This is a genomic window from Pseudomonas kitaguniensis (assembly GCF_049199985.1).
Lineage (GTDB): Bacteria > Pseudomonadota > Gammaproteobacteria > Pseudomonadales > Pseudomonadaceae > Aquipseudomonas > Aquipseudomonas kitaguniensis.
Genome location: NZ_JBLZPT010000011.1, coordinates 43,241 through 61,614 on the forward strand (window position 1 = coordinate 43,241; position 18,374 = coordinate 61,614).

Consider the following 18,374-nt stretch of genomic DNA (forward strand, 5'->3'; position numbering starts at 1 on the left):
CCAGTAAATACGCGGCTTCCAGAAGGCCACATGTTGAGCCGCGAGGCCGACTTGTCCGTAACCCTCCGAAAACTACGCGCATTTGGGCACTACATATTGAGTCAAAAGGCTGCATTGTTTGTCTTAGCCACTACATTTCCCACAAACCGTAATAGGCTCAGTCAGCAACTGACAGGCGGCACCTGGGGCCGTTACAATTACCGACTTTGTCGCAACGCTTGGAGCTCAACCTTCCGTGCCCGTTCTGCGTCTACCGCTTCTCCCTGCCGCGGCAGGTAAACAGCACTGGGGCAATTTGCCCGGTGCCGCCCTGAGCCTGGCCATTGCCGAGGCTGCCAGTGCAGCCAAACGCTTCACCCTGCTGCTCACCGCCGACAGCCAAAGCGCCGAGCGGCTGGAGCAGGAGCTGAGCTTCTTCGCCCCCGATTTGCCGGTGCTGCATTTCCCGGACTGGGAAACCCTGCCCTACGACTTGTTCTCGCCGCATCAGGACATCATTTCCCAGCGCATCGCCAGCCTGTACCGTTTGCCGGAACTGGCCCACGGCGTGCTGGTGGTGCCGATCACCACGGCGCTGCATCGCCTGGCGCCGACCAAGTTCCTGCTGGGCAGCAGCCTGGTGCTGGACATCGGCCAGAAGCTGGATGTAGAGCAAATGCGCACGCGCCTCGAAGCCAGCGGCTACCGTTGCGTAGACACGGTGTACGAGCACGGTGAATTCGCGGTGCGCGGCGCGTTGATCGACCTGTTCCCGATGGGCAGCAAACTGCCGTACCGCATCGACCTGTTCGATGACGAAATCGAAACCCTGCGCACCTTCGACCCCGAAAACCAGCGCTCCATCGACAAAGTAGAGTCGATCAAGCTGCTGCCGGCGCGGGAATTCCCGCTGCAAAAAGATGCGGTCACGCGCTTCAAGGCGCGCTTTCGTGAACGCTTCGATGTCGACTTCCGTCGCTGCCCGATCTTCCAGGATTTGAGCAGCGGGATTACCCCGGCCGGTATCGAGTACTACCTGCCGCTGTTTTTCGACGAAACCTCCACCCTCTTCGACTACTTGCCGCAGGACACCCAAGTGTTCTCGCTGCCAGGGATTGAGCAGGCGGCGGAAAACTTCTGGAACGATGTGCGCAACCGCTACGAAGAGCGCCGCGTCGACCCGTCCCGGCCTTTATTGCCACCTGCCGAATTGTTTTTGCCGGTTGAAGACTGCTTCGCCCGCCTGAAAAACTGGCCGCGCGTGGTCGCCAGCCAGCAAGACGTGGACGCCGGCAGTGGCCGCGAGCGCTTCCCCGCGCAAGCGCTGCCGGACCTGGCGATCCAGGCCAAAGCCGCCCAGCCGCTGGAAGCCTTGGCTAACTTCATCGGCGATTTCCCCGGCCGCGTGTTGTTTACCGCCGAGTCTGCCGGGCGCCGTGAAGTGTTGCTGGAGCTGTTGGAACGCCTGAAGCTGCGGCCGAAAACCGTCGACAGTTGGCCGGACTTTGTGAAGAGCAAAGAACGTTTGGCGATCACTATCGCGCCGCTCGACGAAGGCTTGCAGCTGGATGACCCGGCCTTGGCGCTGATCGCCGAAAGCCCGCTGTTCGGTCAGCGTGTGATGCAGCGTCGTCGCCGTGACAAACGCGCCGACGCCAACAACGACGCCGTGATCAAAAACCTCACCGAGCTGCGCGAAGGCGCGCCGGTGGTGCATATCGACCACGGCGTCGGCCGTTATTTGGGCTTGCAGACCCTGGAGATCGACAACCAGGCCGCCGAATTCCTCACCATGGAATACGCCGAGGGCGCCAAACTCTACGTGCCGGTCGCAAGCTTGCACCTGATTGCGCGCTATACCGGCAGCGATGACGCGCTGGCGCCGTTGCACCGCCTGGGCTCCGAAACCTGGCAGAAGGCCAAGCGCAAAGCCGCCGAACAGGTGCGCGACGTCGCCGCCGAATTGCTCGACATCTATGCACGCCGCGCGGCGCGCGAAGGTTATGCCTTCGCCGACCCGAAAGCCGACTACGCGACCTTCAGCGCCGGGTTCGCCTTCGAAGAAACCCCCGACCAGCAAACCACCATCGAGGCGGTGCGCGCCGACATGCTCGCGCCCAAGCCGATGGACCGCCTGGTGTGCGGCGACGTGGGCTTCGGCAAGACCGAAGTGGCCATGCGCGCGGCGTTTATCGCAGTACACGGCGGCAAACAGGTGGCGATTCTGGTGCCGACCACCCTGCTCGCCCAACAGCACTACAACAGCTTTCGCGACCGCTTTGCCGACTGGCCTGTGAGCGTGGAAGTGATGAGCCGCTTCAAGTCGGCCAAGGAAGTGAATGCCGCCGTCGCCGACCTCGCCGAAGGCAAGATCGACATTGTGATCGGCACGCACAAGCTGCTGTCGGACGACGTGAAGATCAAAAACCTCGGCTTGGTGATCATCGACGAAGAACACCGTTTTGGTGTGCGGCAAAAAGAACAACTGAAGAACCTGCGCAGTGAAGTCGACATCCTCACCCTGACGGCCACGCCGATTCCGCGCACGCTGAATATGGCCGTGTCGGGCATGCGCGACTTGTCGATTATCGCCACGCCGCCGGCGCGGCGCCTGTCGGTGCGCACGTTCGTGATGGAGCAGAACAAAAGCACGGTCAAGGAAGCGCTGTTGCGCGAACTGCTGCGCGGCGGGCAGGTGTATTACCTGCACAACGACGTAAAAACCATCGAGAAGTGCGCCGCCGACCTGGCCGAACTGGTGCCGGAAGCGCGCATCGCCATCGGCCACGGGCAAATGCGCGAGCGCGAACTCGAACAGGTGATGAGCGACTTCTACCACAAGCGCTTCAACGTGCTGATCGCCTCGACCATCATCGAGACCGGCATCGACGTGCCGAGCGCGAACACCATCATCATCGAGCGCGCCGACAAATTCGGCCTGGCTCAGCTGCATCAACTGCGCGGCCGCGTCGGGCGCAGTCACCACCAAGCGTATGCCTACCTGCTGACGCCACCGCGCCAACAGATCACCTCCGACGCCGAAAAACGTCTGGAAGCCATCGCCAACACCCAGGACCTCGGTGCGGGTTTTGTATTGGCCACCAACGACCTCGAAATCCGTGGCGCCGGTGAGCTGCTGGGCGACGGCCAGAGCGGGCAGATTCAGGCCGTAGGTTTCACGCTGTACATGGAAATGCTTGAGCGCGCGGTGAAAGCCATCCGCAAAGGCGAGCAACCGAACCTTGATCAACCGCTGGGCGGCGGCCCGGAAATCAACCTGCGTTTGCCTGCGTTGATTCCCGAAGACTACTTGCCGGACGTGCACGCGCGGCTGATTCTGTACAAACGCATCGCCTCGGCCACCGACGAAGAAGGCCTCAAAGACCTGCAAGTGGAAATGATCGACCGCTTCGGGCTGCTGCCGGAACCGACCAAGAACCTGGTGCGCCTGACCTTGCTCAAATTGCAGGCCGAGCAGTTGGGTATCAAAAAAGTCGACGCCGGCCCGCAAGGCGGGCGCATCGAGTTCGAAGCGCAGACGCCGGTGGACCCGCTGGTACTGATCAAGCTGATTCAGGGCCAGCCCAACCGCTACAAGTTCGAAGGGGCTACGCTGTTCAAGTTCATGGTGCCGATGGAACGCGCCGAAGAACGCTTTAATACCCTGGAGGCGCTGTTTGAGCGCCTCATTCCGAAAACCGTTTGAAGGACGCCCGCATGCGCCTGTTCCGCATTCTGAGCCTGTTATTGGTGGTGGTTGCACCTTCGGCGTTTGCCGACAGCCCGTATCAGGTTGAAATGATCCTGGTGCGCCAGAATGCCGAGCCGGTGATCAACAGCCGCGCCGCGCCGGAAGACTGGGATGCCGGGGCGGTGCACCTGGGCGACAAAATGAGCCCGCCGCGCCTGAGCACTATTGTCGACAAGCTACGCGCCGACTCCAGCTACACCGTGCTGGCGCACAAGGCCTGGGAACAAAACCTCGGCGAGCAACCGGTTAAAATCGCGATCACCGACGGCCAGGAGCAATTTGGCCAGTTCCCTATCGAGGGCGTGTTGAACCTGCAACTGGGTCGTTTTACCGACATCGACGCCGACTTCTGGATCAACCAGTTCGACGCCAATGGCAGCGTGATCGCCAGCGAGCGTCTGGCCCAGCAAGACGTGCGCACCAAGAACAACCAGCTTAATTACCTCGACGGCGGCCACTTGGCGCTGCTGATCAAAATCACTTCGCTGACCGCCAAGCCGCCCAGCGCGCCACCGCCCGACATTCAGGACTGATCCAGCGCCATGCCCCTGACGTCGCCGTTGACCAAACCCCTGGCCCCTTCGTGGGCCAATCGCTTTAAAGAGCAAAGCCTTGAGCGCGGGCGACGCTACGCTCTGGAAAACCGTGTGCGCATTGTCGAGTCGGGTGACAGCACCATCGTCGCCAGTTGCGAAGGCTCGGGCGGCAACGTTTATCGGCAAACTATCTCGCTGCGCGAGTCGGCCAAGGGCATGCTGATTCTGGTCGACAGCCGCTGTACCTGCCCGGTGCACACCAACTGCAAACACATCGCGGCAGTGCTGCTCAAGGTTCAGGAAACCCTGGCCTACCCAGCAGCGGCCGAAGATGCCGAATTGCTCGAAAAGCTCCAGGCCGTGCTGGATAACCGCGTGGTGTTGCCCCAAGTGGTGACGGAAGACGTGTTGCCCGTGCCGCGCCTGTGGCTGGCGAGTGTCGAGTTCAGCGCGTTTGAACCGCGCAACGGCAAGATGCAGCGTTATATCCAGCACCGCGCGGCGCTGTCGTTCAACTACTTGGGCAACTACGTCAGCGGGCAAAAAAACGCCGACATCGTTGTGCGCCAGGAAACCCAAAGCCTGCGCATCAAGCGCCATCCCGAGCTGGAGCAGCCGTATCGCGAGCAACTGCGCCTGCTGGGTTTCAAGATCGCCACGCGCCAGAGCAAGGCACTGCCGGAAAGCGCCGGTGAACTGTTCGAAATGGTCAATGACAGCGCCTGGCTGAACTTCACGCTGAATGCATCGCCGGCCTTGCGCGCCAACGGCTGGGAACTGCAGATTGATGAAGATTTCGGTTTTGACCTGAGCGCCGTAGATGACTGGTACGCCAAGGTGGACGAAGGCCCGGAGCGCGACTGGTTCGACCTCGAACTGGGCATCATCGTCAACGGCGAGCGGCTGAGCCTGCTGCCGATCCTGCTTAACCTGATGCGCTCGCACACCGAGATACTCAACCCGGAAAAACTTGCGCGCCGCCGCGATGACGAGCTGATCCTGGTGAACATTCCCGGCCTGCCGAATGGCCACGGTCCGCTGCAAGTGGCGCTGCCTTATGGGCGCTTGAAGCCGGTACTGGCCACGCTTGGCGAATTTTACCTGCAGGAATCCGGCACCACCACGTTGCGCCTGGCCAAAGCCGACGCGATTCGCCTCAACCCGCTTGAGGACTTGCCGCTGCAATGGGAAGGCGGCGAAAAAATCCGCAATTTTGCCCAGCGCCTGCGCAACATCAAGGACTTCGCCTGCGTGACGCCCGAGGGCTTAAACGCGACCTTGCGCCCGTACCAATTGGAAGGCCTGAGCTGGATGCAGTCACTGCGCCAGCTCGACGTCGGCGGGATTCTTGCGGATGACATGGGCCTGGGCAAAACCCTACAAACCTTGGCGCATATTCTTAGCGAAAAAATCGCCGGGCGCCTGGACCGGCCGTGCATGGTAGTGATGCCCACTAGCCTGATCCCGAATTGGCTCGACGAAGCGGCGCACTTTACACCGCAACTCAAAGTGCTGGCGCTGTACGGCGCGACGCGCAAGAAACACTTCCAGAACTTGCAGGATTACGACCTGCTGCTGACCACCTACGCGCTGCTGCCCAAAGACATCGAACACCTCGCCGCCCTGCCCTTGCATGTGCTGATTCTGGATGAAGCCCAATACATCAAGAACCCCAACAGCAAAGCCGCACACGCGGCGCGCGAGCTGAACGCGCGCCAGCGCCTGTGCCTGAGTGGCACGCCGTTGGAAAACCACCTGGGCGAGTTGTGGTCGTTGTTCCACTTCCTGCTGCCGGGCTGGCTGGGCGACATAAAAAGCTTCAACCGCGATTACCGCGTGCCCATCGAAAAGCGCGCCAGTGAGGTGCGCTTACAGCACCTTAACGGTCGGATAAAACCATTCCTGCTGCGCCGCACCAAAGAACAGGTCGCGACGGAGTTACCGCCCAAGACCGAGATTATCCATTGGGTCGACCTCAATGAAGCCCAGCGCGACGTGTACGAAACCATGCGCCTGGCCATGGATAAAAAAGTCCGCGACGAAATTACCCGCAAAGGCGTGGCGCGCAGCCAGATCATCATTCTCGAAGCGCTGCTCAAGCTGCGCCAGGTGTGCTGCGACTTACGCCTGGTCAACGACGCCATCCTGCCCGCCCACGGCAGCAGCTCGGGCAAGCTCGACAGCCTGATGGCAATGCTTGAAGAGCTGTTTGCCGAAGGGCGCCGGATTCTGCTGTTCTCGCAGTTCACCTCGATGCTCAGCCTGATCGAAGCCGAGCTGAAAAAGCGCGGGGTTGCCTACGCGCTGCTGACCGGTCAGACGCGTGATCGACGCACGCCAGTGAAAGACTTTCAGAGCGGCAAGCTGCAGATTTTTCTGATCAGTTTGAAGGCGGGCGGCGTGGGCTTGAACCTGACCGAAGCCGACACGGTGATTCACTATGACCCGTGGTGGAACCCGGCCACGGAAAACCAGGCGACTGACCGTGCGTATCGCATCGGCCAAGAGAAGCCAGTGTTCGTGTACAAGATGATCGCGCGGGGCACGGTGGAAGAAAAGATTCAGCACCTGCAGAAGGAAAAATCCGACCTGGCGGCGGGCGTGCTGGATGGGCGTACCACCGGCGATTGGCAGTTGGCCAATGACGACATCGAGGCGTTGTTTGCGCCGTTGCCCAACAAGCAAGAGAAACGCTGACGGTTAGACCGCTATCGCGAGCAAGCCCGCTCCCACACTTGACCGCGTTTACTCAGGATGTACACGGTCAAGTGTGGGAGCGGGCTTGCTCGCGAAGGGCGCAACTCGGTGTCCGCCTGGCAATGGCGCGATTTTAAACCAAGCGATGGCCAGCCAAAGGCGGATGCTTCCTACCTTCCGGTACGCATACACGCCTACTGGGCTCCCCTGTTTCCGACGTTTCAGGGCTTAATTAAACAGGGCCCTGTCACTCAATCAGTTCGGCTCCCCGAAGCGCACCGACCGCCGCCATCCAGCGCGGGTCTTGCTTGTAGTCCGTCGATGCAAGCGCTTGCCCACGCATACGCGCGATGCGCGGCGACGGCGTGACCTTCATGCGCTGGGCGGCCGTCAATGCCAGCTCGGCAGCCGCCCGGTCGTTACACACCAGGCCCATGTCACAACCGGCGGTCAACGCGGCCTCGATACGGCTGGCGGCGTCGCCGACCACATGCGCGCCGGCCATCGACAGGTCATCGCTGAAAATCACCCCATCGAACTGCAATTCACCGCGCAGAATATCCTGCAACCAACGACGTGAAAAGCCGGCTGGCTGGGCATCGACCTGCGGGTAAATGACGTGAGCAGGCATCACAGCAGCCAATTGCTTGCTCAAGCGTGCGAAGGGCACCAGGTCATTCGCGCGAATCTGTTCCAGGCTGCGTTCATCATTCGGAATCGCGACGTGGGAATCCGCCTCAGCCCAGCCGTGGCCCGGAAAATGTTTACCGGTGGCGGCCATGCCCGCGCTGTTCATACCGCGAATGAACGCACCCGCCAGCACAGCGGCGCGCTCGGGGTCGCCTTCGAATGATCGGGTGCCAACCACGGCGCTGCGCTGGTAGTCCAGGTCGAGCACCGGGGCAAAACTCAAGTCCAGGCCGACGGCCAGCACTTCGGTGGCCATGATCCAGCCGCACTGCTCGGCGAGGTGTTCGGCGTTCGGCTTATCCGCCAACGCGCGCATGGCCGGCAGGCGCACGAAGCCTTGGCGCAGGCGCTGCACGCGACCACCTTCCTGGTCGACAGCCAGCAGCAGGTCCGGGCGCACCGCACGGATCGCCGCGCTCAGCTCGCGCACTTGGCGTGGGTGCTCGATATTGCGCGCAAAAATGATCAACCCACCCACTTCAGGCTGGCGCAACACGTGGCGATCCTCGGCCGTCAGCCAAGTGCCGGCAACGTCGACCATCAAAGAACCTTGCAGGGCAGCAGTCATAAACCTTCCTTAAATAACGCACACAACCCGCAGCCCTCATCGGGCGCCATTCGTACTAATGGGCGCTCGGTGAAAACGACGGGTTGCGTGTAACGTAAATAGCTGAATTCGGCATGGCGGCTAGCTTAGCGGATGCAAGCGGCCGCGCACACCCAGAGCGGTCACGCCTTGGCGACGGCCGGTGTGGATTTGCTGCGTGGGCGCAATTGCGCGGCAACCATGGCCGGGTCGGTCACGCCGGATTCGGCACGCATGCCGGCGGCGAGGAACGGCACCATCAGGCGCATCACCTGTTCAATCGAGGTGTTAACGCCGAAGTCAGTCTCGGCAATCGCGCGCAATGCCTTGATCCCGGACATGCTGAACGCGGCGGCGCCGAGCATGAAGTGCACACGCCAGAACAGTTCGATCGGCGGAATACTCGGCGCGGCTTCGTTGACCAGCAGCATGTAGCGGCGAAACACCTTGCCGTACATGTCTTCCAGATAACGCCGAAGGTGGCCCTGGCTCTGGCTGAAGGCCAAGCCCAACAGGCGCATGAAAATCGACAGATCGTTGCCACTGCGCGGTTGGACGACCAGCGCTTGCTCGACGAGAATTTCCAGCAGGTCTTCCAGGCTTGGGGTGTTTTCGGGCTTGGTCTGACGGCGCTCCAGCTCGCGGTCGAGGCTGGCGCAGAATGGCCCCAGGAAGCGCGAAAACACCGCCTGGATCAGGGCTTTTTTGGAGCCGAAATGGTAGTTCACCGCAGCCAGATTAACCCCAGCCTTGCTGGTGATCAGCCGCAATGAGGTTTCGGCAAATCCTTTTTCCGCGAACAATTGCTCGGCAGCATCGAGAATACGTTCAACGGTTTCTGACTGGGCCATGACTACTCCGCCTGACAAACACTTGTTTGAAACATACGTTTCAGGGTGTGTCTTGTCAAGCCTGAGCGTTCGTTTTACGGCCGGGCAGTCATCTATTTGGACGCCATTTAATCACATCCTTGCCTGTGCGCAGTGCGCACTGCTACTGCGTTGCAGGAAGGGTGAAATATGACCGTCCAGCGGAGTGCCCAAAAAGGATGATTGCCAAGCGCAATTCACTGTATATAATCCCAGTCACTGTATAAAAAGACAGAGCGATCAACATGCTAAAACTGACGCCACGCCAAGCTGAGATTCTGGCTTTTATCAAGCGCTGCCTCGATGACAACGGCTACCCGCCGACGCGAGCGGAAATTGCGCTGGAGCTGGGGTTCAAATCCCCCAACGCCGCTGAAGAGCACCTCAAGGCACTCGCTCGCAAAGGCGCGATCGAGATGACCCCCGGTGCTTCACGCGGTATTCGTATCCCTGGCTTTGAAGCCAAGGCCGACGAATCGACCCTGCCGATCATTGGCCGCGTCGCCGCCGGTGCGCCGATCCTGGCACAGCAGCACGTCGAGGAATCCTGCAATATCAACCCCACCTTCTTCCATCCGCGCGCCGACTACCTGTTGCGTGTGCACGGCATGAGCATGAAGGACGTGGGCATATTCGACGGTGACCTGCTGGCCGTCCACACCACCCGTGAAGCGCGTAATGGCCAGATCGTCGTCGCCCGTATCGGCGATGAAGTCACCGTGAAACGCTTCAAGCGTGAAGGCAGCAAGGTCTGGCTGCTGGCCGAGAACCCCGAGTTTGCCCCGATCGAAGTGAACCTGAAAGACCAGGACCTGGTGATCGAAGGTTTGAGCGTTGGCGTCATTCGCCGCTAAAGGAGGCACCATGCAGCTCGTGCACACCCCACAACACACACAACTGTCGCTGTTCGAGGCCTTTATGGCTCAACCGCTTTCGCCCACCCTCAAGGAAACGGTCGAGGCGCCCTGGGGCGCCGAACCTGAGGCGTTCAGTGAACTGTCGTTGCGCGGTGCTGCCGGGAGCTGCCTGAGCCTGCTGGCGCCGATCCTTCGTGAATTGAGCGAAGACCAGGACGCGCGCTGGCTGACGCTGATCGCACCGCCCGCCAGCCTGACCCAGGCCTGGCTGCGGGACGCTGGCCTCAACCGCGAGCGCATCCTGCTGTTGCAACCGCGCGGCATGCAAAGCGCCCAGCAACTGACCTGCGAAGCCTTGCGCCTGGGCCGCAGCCATACAGTGGTGAGCTGGCTCAACCCGCTGAATGCAACGGCCAAGCAGCAGCTGATCAGCGCCGCGCGTACCGGCGATGCGCAGAGTTTGAATATTCGATTGGGGTAATTTAGCTGAAAGGTGGGCTTGTTGTGGCGAGCCTGCCGGTTCCAACAGCCCGCGCTTCACAAATTCAGTGAAGAACCCGCGAGCCGTCATCCTTCTCGGGCTCGCCGTCTGCCAGGCGACCTGCCATCTGCACACCGACGCTCAACATGGCTTTTGCCACTTCCACGTGCTGGCCTTGCAGGAATGCTTTTGCGTCCTCGGAAAAGTCCAAAATAACCAAAGAACCCTCGTCCTCAGCTCGGCGCAGTTCGATTCGGCCGTCAGGCAACTCAACAATTTCCAAAAAGGACGTCGGCATAAAAGTCTGTTCTCCACGAAAGGCGGCAATTATATCAGTCATCCACCCAGCCTCGCAGAGGATCTGAACAGGTTTCTTTACGGCTTGATGAATGGTGCGCTCGAACACCGAGCGTTCATCCGGTCGTTGCGGCCGACTCAGCTCAGCACTCGTTCAAGCCTTCGCGAAAGCGCAACGCCATCTTTTTCAACGCCTGGCGCCAGCTTTCCAGCTCTTCCCGACTCAATGGCTTGGGCTCATCATCTTCCACGGCCACGGTCACGATCAGCGGTTTTGTCACATCGCCTTTGGGCACGTGCGGAATACGCGGCGGCTGGAACATGTCGGCGTGGGCTTTGAGCAGTCGTGCGACCCAGCTGTCGGGGCTCTGGGCCATTTCCACCAGCTCGGCCAACTCAGGAATCGCCATGCTCTCCAGCACTTCGCGGGTCATGATCATTTCTGCACGCGGCGAACCGGCCTGAGGCAAACGGTAAAACCCGGCGATTTCATGGCACAGCCCCAGCAAGGCGCCGTACAGGTGAAACAACGCCGCTTCACGCCCCGCCTGGACCAGTGCGATGGCGTTCATCTCTTTGCCCTGCTCGGCACGGCCAAGGGCTTCCAGAGACAAACCCGCGAAGTAAATTTTCTGGTTGGTACGGGTATAGAGTTCGTTGGCCATAACGGCGGTCTCCACAACAAAATAAGCCTGATGCTGCCTGCGCAGGCGCGAGCACGCTCGTTCCTGCCACACGCAAAAGCCGTCTATACAGACGGCTTTTATCGTTAACAGCCTAGCGGATCAAGCGCCTTGGCGCTTGTCCTCGACCTTCCATTTGCCGCCGTCGTAGAACGCTTTCCAGCCGGTAGGCTTGCCCTCCACTTCGGTCTGCACGTACTGCTCCTTGGTTTTGCGGCTGTAGCGGATCACGGCTGGGCGACCATCCGGGTCCTTCTTCGGCGCTTCACACAGGAAGTGGTACTTGGGGTCGATCTCGTCCTTGTGCGGCACGATCTCCAGCACCAGCGGTGCTCGGGTCTCACGGTTTTTCGGGAACTGGCTGGCGGCCAGGAACAAGCCCGAAGCGCCGTCACGCAGGATGTAGGTGTCGTTGACCTTCTCGCACTTGAGCTCAGGCATCTTCACCGGGTCCATCTTCGGCGGCGCTGCATCACCGCTTTTCAGCAGCTTGCGGGTGTTCTTGCACGTCGGGTTGGTGCAACCGAAGAACTTGCCGAAACGGCCGGTCTTGAGCTGCATCTCGCTGCCGCACTTGTCGCATTCCAGGCTCGGGCCTTCGTAGCCCTTGATGCGGTAGCTGCCTTCTTCGATTTCGTAGCCATCGCAATCCGGGTTGTTACCGCAGATGTGCAATTTGTGCTTCTCATCCAGCAGGTAGGCGTCCATCGCCGTGCTGCAGATCGGGCAGCGGTGTTTGCCACGCAGTACCAGCGACTCGGATTCACCTTCGTCATCGGCGGCGATTTCATCGCCCGGCACCAGGTTAACGGTGGCCTTGCAGCGCTCTTTCGGCGGCAGGCTGTAACCCGAGCAACCCAGGAATACGCCGGTGGAGGCGGTACGAATCTGCATCGGGCGCCCGCAGGTCAGGCACGGGATGTCGGTCATCACCGGCTGGTTGGCGCGCATGCCGGTGTCAGGGCTTTCAGCCACTTCGAGTTTCTTTTTGAAGTCGCCGTAGAACTCGTCGAGTACGTTTTTCCAGTCGCGCTCGCCCTGCGCCACGTCATCGAGGTTCTCTTCCATACCGGCGGTAAAGCCGTAGTCCATCAGGTTGGAGAAGCTCTCGGACAGGCGCTCGGTAACGATGTCGCCCATCTTTTCCGAGTAGAAACGACGGTTGTGCAGCGCGACGTAGCCACGGTCCTGGATGGTCGAGATGATCGCCGCGTAGGTCGAAGGACGACCGATACCGCGTTTTTCCATCTCTTTTACCAGGCTGGCTTCGGAATAACGCGCCGGCGGCTTGGTGAAATGCTGCGACGGGTCGAGCTTGATCAGCTTCAACGCATCGCCTTGCGCCATGTCCGGCAGCACATCGTCATCGCCTGGTTTGGCGATTTGCGGCATGACGCGCGTGTAGCCGTCGAACTTGAGGATACGGCCCTTGGCACGCAGCTCGAAGTCGGAAGCCGCCACGCTGACCGTGGTCGACAAGTATTGCGCCGGCAGCATCTGGCAGGCCAGGAACTGGCGCCAGATCAACTCGTAGAGGCGCTCGGCGTCACGCTCCATGCCGCTCAGCTTGGCAGGCTCGGTGTTGGCGTCGGAAGGACGAATCGCTTCGTGAGCCTCCTGAGCGCCTTCTTTGCTGCTGTAAACGTTCGGCTTCTCGGGCAAGTACTTCTTGCCGAATTCGGTTTCAATATACGTACGCGCCATCGCCACCGCGTCTTGCGACAGGTTGGTGGAGTCGGTACGCATATAAGTGATGTAGCCAGCTTCATACAAACGCTGGGCCATCATCATGGTTTTCTTCACACCGAAGCCCAGGCGGTTACTCGCGGCCTGTTGCAGGGTGGACGTGATGAACGGCGCCGACGGTTTGCTGCTGGTCGGCTTGTCTTCGCGCTTGACGATGCTGTAGCTGGAAGACTTGAGCTTCTCCAGCGCGGCCATGGCCTGGGCTTCGTTCAGCGGCTTGAAAGCCTCGCCTTTTTCACGGGCCACTTCAAAGCGCACATTGGCGCCCTTGGTGGTGCCGAGGTCAGCGTGGATTTCCCAGTACTCTTCGGGGTTGAACGCACGGATCTCGCGCTCACGCTCCACCACAAGCTTGACCGCGACCGACTGCACGCGGCCGGCGGACAGGCCACGGGCGATCTTCGCCCACAGCAACGGCGAGACCATGTAACCCACAACGCGGTCGAGGAAACGCCGCGCCTGCTGTGCGTTTACGCGGTCAATGTCCAGCTCGCCCGGTTTGGAGAAGGCTTCCTGGATGGCCTTTTTGGTGATTTCGTTGAACACCACACGCTTGTAGCGGCTGTCATCGCCGCCGATGGCTTCGCGCAGGTGCCAGGCAATGGCTTCCCCTTCGCGGTCCAAGTCCGTCGCGAGATAGATGGTGTCAGCATCTTTGGCGAGCCGGCGCAGCTCCTCGATGACCTTTTCCTTGCCCGGAAGGATCTCGTACTTGGCCTTCCAGCCATGATCCGGGTCTACACCCATGCGGGAGACCAGTTGCTTGCGCGCTTTCTCTTTAGGCGTGAGTACCGGACCTTCGCCCGCAGCCGCCTTGCCACGCTTGGCGGCAGGCTCCTTGCTGGCGCTAGCCGAACCGCTGGTGGGCAGGTCTCGGATATGGCCGATACTCGACTTCACCACGTACTCGTTACCCAAGTACTTGTTGATGGTCTTGGCCTTAGCCGGGGATTCCACAATGACCAGCGATTTGCCCATGGATCGGAAAATTCCTGAATTCGAGAAGTGAAAGGCAGTTGGCGCCTGTCGCGGCAACGCTATATATAGTGGCTACAACACGAGGTCAAGCGCAGCATTCTGCGCGGCCTGCGGTTATTGCCCTGAAAAAAGACTGGGTTCGACCTGCACCAGAGCAAAGCGCGGGACCTGCTCGCCGTCAACTTCGACGGTTTCCAGGAACATGCTCAACGGGCGTACCCAAAAGCCGTAATCGCCATACAGTGCTTGGTAAAAGACCATTTCTTCTTCGGTCTCGGAGTGCCGCGCCAGGTTAAAAACGCGGTACTGCGGACCTTTATAATGTTGGTAGAGCCCTGGTTCGACTTTCATGCTCTGGCCCTCTTACAAAATGTGTTGAAAAAAAATATTAAAAATTCCAAAAAACAAAAACCGGGGCACTGGGCCCCGGCTTGCGTCAAGCCAACGCTTAAACGCGTTCGAAGACGGTGGAAATGCCTTGGCCGAGACCAATGCACATGGTTGCAACCCCAAGGTTGCCGCCATTTTGCTTCATCACGTTAAGCAAAGTGCCGGAAATACGTGCACCGGAGCAACCGAATGGGTGGCCCAGGGCAATCGCGCCGCCGTGCAGGTTAACCTTCTCGTTCATCTTGTCGAGTACTTTCAAATCTTTCAACACCGGCAGCGCCTGTGCGGCGAACGCTTCGTTGAGCTCGAAGAAGTCGATATCGGCGATGGTCAGGCCTGCGCGCTTCAAGGCTTTTTGGGTCGCGGGTACTGGACCATAGCCCATGATTGCCGGGTCCACACCAGCCACCGCCATCGAACGAATCACCGCCAGCGGCTGGATGCCGAGGTCTTGGGCACGCTGCGCCGACATCACGATCATGCACGAGGCACCGTCGGTGATTTGCGACGACGTACCGGCTGTGACGGTGCCGCCCTTGGGGTTGAAGGCCGGTTTCAAGGCCGCCAGGCTTTCCAGGGTGGTGTCCGGACGAATGGTTTCGTCGTAGTCGAACAGTTTCAGGAAACCGTTCTCGTCGTAGCCGTTCATCGGGATGATTTCATCCTTGAACTTGCCTTCCAGCGTCGCCTTGTGGGCGAGCTGGTGCGAGCGCAAGCCGAACGCGTCCTGGGCTTCGCGGGTAATGCCGTGCATTTTGCCGAGCATTTCTGCGGTAAGGCCCATCATGCCCGAGGCTTTTGCCGCATACAGCGACATGTGCGGGTTCGGGTCGACACCGTGCATCATGCTCACGTGGCCCATGTGCTCCACGCCACCGACCACGAACACATCACCGTTGCCGGTCATGATCGCTTGCGCCGCGGTGTGCAGCGCGCTCATCGACGAACCACACAGGCGGCTGACGGTCTGGCCGGCGGCGGTGTGCGGGATTTGCGTCATCAACGAGGCCATGCGCGCGATGTTCCAGCCCTGCTCCAGGGTCTGGTTAACGCAGCCCCAGATCACGTCTTCGACTTCGTTCGGGTCGACCTTGACGTTGCGTTCCAGCAATTTGCTGATCAGGTGCGCCGACATGTCCTCGGCACGCGTGTTGCGGTGCATGCCGCCCTTGGAGCGGCCCATCGGCGTGCGACCGAAGTCGACAATCACCACGTCTCTTGGATTCAAGCTCATAAATATTCTCGCTCTGTTCGTCTGGGCACTTAACCGAAGAAGCGCTGGCCGTTTTTGGCCATCTCACGCAGTTTTTCGGTCGGGTGGTACAACGGGCCCAAATCAGCGTATTGATCAGCCAGGGCAACGAACTCGGCCACACCGATCGAGTCGATGTAACGCAGCGCACCACCACGGAATGGAGGGAAACCAATACCGTACACCAGGCCCATATCGGCTTCGGCGGCGGTTTCGACGATGCCGTCTTCCAGGCAACGCACGGTTTCCAGGCACAGCGCGATCATCATCCAGTTGATGATGTCGTCGTCGGACACCTCACGCTGCTCGTAGATGACCGGCGCGAGCACTTCGTGCACCGAAGGGTCAGCGACTTTCTTCTGCTTGCCCTTCTTGTCGGCCTCGTAAGCGTAGAAGCCTTTGCCGTTCTTCTGGCCCAGGCGTTTGGCGTCGTAGAGCGCGTCGATCGCCGAGCGGCGGTCGTCTTTCATGCGGTCCGGGAAGCCTTCAGCCATTACGTCGCGACCGTGGTGGCCGGTGTCGATACCGACCACGTCCATCAGGTACGCCGGGCCCATTGGCCAGCCGAATTTTTCCATGACTTTGTCGATACGCACAAAGTCGACACCAGCGCTGACCAGCTTGGCGAAACCGCCGAAGTACGGGAACAGCACGCGGTTGACCAGGAAGCCCGGGCAGTCATTGACCACAATCGGGTTCTTGCCCATTTTTTTCGCGTAGGCAACGGTGGTGGCAACCGCCAGCTCGCTGGACTTCTCGCCACGGATCACTTCCACCAGCGGCATCATGTGCACCGGGTTGAAGAAGTGCATGCCGACGAAGTTTTCCGGGCGCTTGAGGGCTTTGGCCAGCAAGCTGATGGAAATGGTCGAGGTGTTGGACGCCAGAATGGTGTCGTCTTTAACGTGGGCTTCTACTTCAGCCAACACGGCTTGCTTGACCTTCGGGTTCTCGACAACCGCTTCGACCACCAGGTCGACGTGGCCGAAATCGCCGTAGGACAGCGTAGGACGAATACCATTAAGCACTTCGGCCATTTTTGCAGCGGTCATGCGGCCTTTATCAACGCGGCCCACCAGCAACTTGGCGGCTTCGGCCAGCCCTTGCTCGATACCGTGCTCGTTGATGTCTTTCATCAGAATCGGCGTGCCTTTGGACGCCGATTGATAGGCGATACCGCCGCCCATGATACCGGCACCGAGTACGGCGGCCTGTTTCACGTCTTTAGCGATTTCGTCGTAGGCCTTGGCCTTTTTCTTCAGTTCCTGATCATTCAGGAACAAGCCGATCAAGCTCTGCGCAGCAGAAGTCTTGGCCAGTTTGACGAAGCCTGCAGCTTCCACTTCCAGGGCTTTGTCACGACCGAAGTTCGCGGCCTTCTGGATGGTTTTGATCGCTTCAACCGGCGCCGGGTAGTTCGGGCCGGCCTGGCCTGCCACGAAACCTTTGGCGGTTTCGAACGACATCATTTGTTCGATGGCGTTGAGCTTGAGTTTTTCAAGCTTCGGTTGGCGTTTGGCCTTGTAGTCAAATTCGCCGCTGATGGCGCCCTTGATCAGGTTCAGTGCAGCTTCGGCGAGCTTGTCCGGGGCAACCACAGCGTCAACAGCACCGACTTTCAGCGCGTCTTCAGCGGTGTTTTCTTTGCCTGCGGCAATCCACTCGATGGCATTGTCGGCGCCGATCAGGCGCGGCAAACGCACGGTGCCGCCAAAACCCGGGTAGATGCCCAGCTTGACTTCAGGCAGGCCCACTTTGGCGGTGGCCGACATCACACGGAAGTCAGCCGCCAGGCACATTTCCAGCCCGCCGCCCAACGCGATGCCATTGATTGCGGCAACGGTTGGCACATTAAGGTCTTCAAAATCGCTGAAAATCTTGTTGGCTTCGAGGTTGCCAGCCACCAGCTCGGCATCGGGCAGCTTGAAGTTTTCGACGAATTCGGTGATGTCAGCGCCGACGATAAACACGTCCTTGCCGCTGGAGACAATCACGCCTTTGACCGAAGCATCTGCTTTGATGGTGTCGACGGCCTGACGCAGTTCGTTCAGGGTTAGACGGTTGAACTTGTTGACGGACTCACCCTTGAGGTCGAATTTCAATTCGACGATGCCACTTTCAAGAGTTTTAACCGTGATGGCTTTACCTTCGTAAATCATCAACTGATCTCCACGATATGGAAGCTGAACAGTACACACTGGACGCTGGCCTCTGGTTGGACATTGATAATTACGCCAATGCTCAAGCCAATCCGCCAGGCACACCCGCCAATGCGATAGTCGGGGTTCTGTATGAGCCGTCTGACAGGCAAACGCTCAATTCATACGCCCGTTTGATTTGGGTACGTCACCTTCATCCAATTCCAGGTAATTGTCAATCGCTCGAAAGGCTAGGTAAAACGCGACTTTCCAGTCATTTCAGAACCGCGCGCCTGCGCACGCGGCACGTCAATATTCGACTATTCACATAATCAATAAGGCAATGACTGCGGCAAAAAGCTGTACAGAATGAGATAGACCGCTAGGCTAGCGATAAGCGTAACGCGCCTGGATGAACATCCGGCGCAGCATCAAAGAATTACC

The 18,374-nt window shown here is 59.7% G+C and carries 13 protein-coding genes; 5 read left to right on the top strand and 8 right to left on the bottom strand.

From position 1 onward, the window contains the following. Positions 1–235 precede the first annotated feature (235 nt). Genes mfd through ACOZK9_RS15275 form a run of 3 tightly spaced genes read left to right on the top strand, consistent with a single transcriptional unit; the run spans position 236 to position 6,963 of the window. Positions 236–3,685 (top strand): transcription-repair coupling factor, encoded by a 3,450-nt coding sequence (gene mfd / locus ACOZK9_RS15265; protein ID WP_058411019.1) that lies wholly within the window; start codon positions 236–238, stop codon positions 3,683–3,685. Between the two features lie 11 nt (positions 3,686–3,696). Then, positions 3,697–4,263, top strand: a complete 567-nt coding sequence (locus ACOZK9_RS15270; protein WP_122252167.1) for a CsiV family protein — start codon at positions 3,697–3,699, stop codon at positions 4,261–4,263. Between the two features lie 9 nt (positions 4,264–4,272). Continuing rightward, positions 4,273–6,963, top strand: a complete 2,691-nt coding sequence (locus tag ACOZK9_RS15275) for a DEAD/DEAH box helicase (RefSeq protein WP_421556148.1) — start codon at positions 4,273–4,275, stop codon at positions 6,961–6,963. Between the two features lie 247 nt (positions 6,964–7,210). Here ACOZK9_RS15275 and nagZ read toward each other — a convergent pair whose 3' ends face one another. Together nagZ and ACOZK9_RS15285 are read right to left on the bottom strand one after the other, a co-directional pair. Beyond that, entirely contained in the window at positions 7,211–8,221 is a 1,011-nt protein-coding gene (nagZ, locus tag ACOZK9_RS15280) for a beta-N-acetylhexosaminidase (protein ID WP_421556149.1), read from the bottom strand. A gap of 161 nt (positions 8,222–8,382) precedes the next feature. Then, a complete protein-coding gene (locus tag ACOZK9_RS15285; RefSeq protein WP_152749728.1) occupies positions 8,383–9,090 on the bottom strand; it encodes a TetR/AcrR family transcriptional regulator in 708 nt (235 codons plus the stop codon). Positions 9,091–9,353: 263 nt separating this feature from the next. Between ACOZK9_RS15285 and lexA the strand changes: the two genes are divergently transcribed. Both lexA and sulA read left to right on the top strand, forming a co-directional pair. Next, complete coding sequence (gene lexA, locus ACOZK9_RS15290; protein WP_003172575.1) at positions 9,354–9,962, top strand: transcriptional repressor LexA; 609 nt, start codon at positions 9,354–9,356, stop codon at positions 9,960–9,962. Between the two features lie 10 nt (positions 9,963–9,972). Beyond that, the gene (gene sulA, locus ACOZK9_RS15295; protein WP_058411024.1) at positions 9,973–10,446 is read left to right on the top strand and encodes an SOS-induced cell division inhibitor SulA; all 474 of its coding nucleotides are present in this window, start codon (positions 9,973–9,975) and stop codon (positions 10,444–10,446) included. A 64-nt stretch (positions 10,447–10,510) separates the two neighbouring features. On the opposite strand, the gene ACOZK9_RS15300 is transcribed toward sulA, so the two are convergent. From ACOZK9_RS15300 to fadB, 6 genes are all read right to left on the bottom strand, one after another. After that, complete coding sequence (locus ACOZK9_RS15300; protein ID WP_058411273.1) at positions 10,511–10,744, bottom strand: hypothetical protein; 234 nt, start codon at positions 10,742–10,744, stop codon at positions 10,511–10,513. A gap of 142 nt (positions 10,745–10,886) precedes the next feature. Continuing rightward, positions 10,887–11,408 (bottom strand): DUF6586 family protein, encoded by a 522-nt coding sequence (locus ACOZK9_RS15305; RefSeq protein ID WP_099238758.1) that lies wholly within the window; start codon positions 11,406–11,408, stop codon positions 10,887–10,889. A 120-nt stretch (positions 11,409–11,528) separates the two neighbouring features. Next, entirely contained in the window at positions 11,529–14,150 is a 2,622-nt protein-coding gene (gene topA / locus ACOZK9_RS15310; protein ID WP_152746711.1) for a type I DNA topoisomerase, read from the bottom strand. 114 nt (positions 14,151–14,264) lie between these two features. Then, on the bottom strand, positions 14,265–14,501 hold the full coding sequence (locus ACOZK9_RS15315; protein ID WP_058411027.1) for a DUF1653 domain-containing protein: 237 nt from the start codon (positions 14,499–14,501) through the stop codon (positions 14,265–14,267). 97 nt (positions 14,502–14,598) lie between these two features. After that, entirely contained in the window at positions 14,599–15,774 is a 1,176-nt protein-coding gene (gene fadA / locus ACOZK9_RS15320) for an acetyl-CoA C-acyltransferase FadA (protein WP_058411028.1), read from the bottom strand. 29 nt (positions 15,775–15,803) lie between these two features. Beyond that, positions 15,804–17,951, bottom strand: a complete 2,148-nt coding sequence (gene fadB, locus ACOZK9_RS15325; protein WP_058411029.1) for a fatty acid oxidation complex subunit alpha FadB — start codon at positions 17,949–17,951, stop codon at positions 15,804–15,806. Between the last annotated feature and the right edge of the window lie 423 nt (positions 17,952–18,374).

What these genes read in the sequence shown, in the direction of transcription:
- ACOZK9_RS15270 (WP_122252167.1), top strand. Translation starts at nt 3,697, where the DNA reads ATGCGCCTGTTCCGCATTCTGAGCCTGTTATTGGTGGTGGTTGCACCT.
- ACOZK9_RS15275 (WP_421556148.1), top strand. Translation starts at nt 4,273, where the DNA reads ATGCCCCTGACGTCGCCGTTGACCAAACCCCTGGCCCCTTCGTGGGCC.
- nagZ (WP_421556149.1), bottom strand. Translation starts at nt 8,221, where the DNA reads ATGACTGCTGCCCTGCAAGGTTCTTTGATGGTCGACGTTGCCGGCACT.
- ACOZK9_RS15285 (WP_152749728.1), bottom strand. Translation starts at nt 9,090, where the DNA reads ATGGCCCAGTCAGAAACCGTTGAACGTATTCTCGATGCTGCCGAGCAA.
- lexA (WP_003172575.1), top strand. Translation starts at nt 9,354, where the DNA reads ATGCTAAAACTGACGCCACGCCAAGCTGAGATTCTGGCTTTTATCAAG.
- sulA (WP_058411024.1), top strand. Translation starts at nt 9,973, where the DNA reads ATGCAGCTCGTGCACACCCCACAACACACACAACTGTCGCTGTTCGAG.
- ACOZK9_RS15300 (WP_058411273.1), bottom strand. Translation starts at nt 10,744, where the DNA reads ATGCCGACGTCCTTTTTGGAAATTGTTGAGTTGCCTGACGGCCGAATC.
- ACOZK9_RS15305 (WP_099238758.1), bottom strand. Translation starts at nt 11,408, where the DNA reads ATGGCCAACGAACTCTATACCCGTACCAACCAGAAAATTTACTTCGCG.
- topA (WP_152746711.1), bottom strand. Translation starts at nt 14,150, where the DNA reads ATGGGCAAATCGCTGGTCATTGTGGAATCCCCGGCTAAGGCCAAGACC.
- ACOZK9_RS15315 (WP_058411027.1), bottom strand. Translation starts at nt 14,501, where the DNA reads ATGAAAGTCGAACCAGGGCTCTACCAACATTATAAAGGTCCGCAGTAC.
- fadA (WP_058411028.1), bottom strand. Translation starts at nt 15,774, where the DNA reads ATGAGCTTGAATCCAAGAGACGTGGTGATTGTCGACTTCGGTCGCACG.
- fadB (WP_058411029.1), bottom strand. Translation starts at nt 17,951, where the DNA reads ATGATTTACGAAGGTAAAGCCATCACGGTTAAAACTCTTGAAAGTGGC.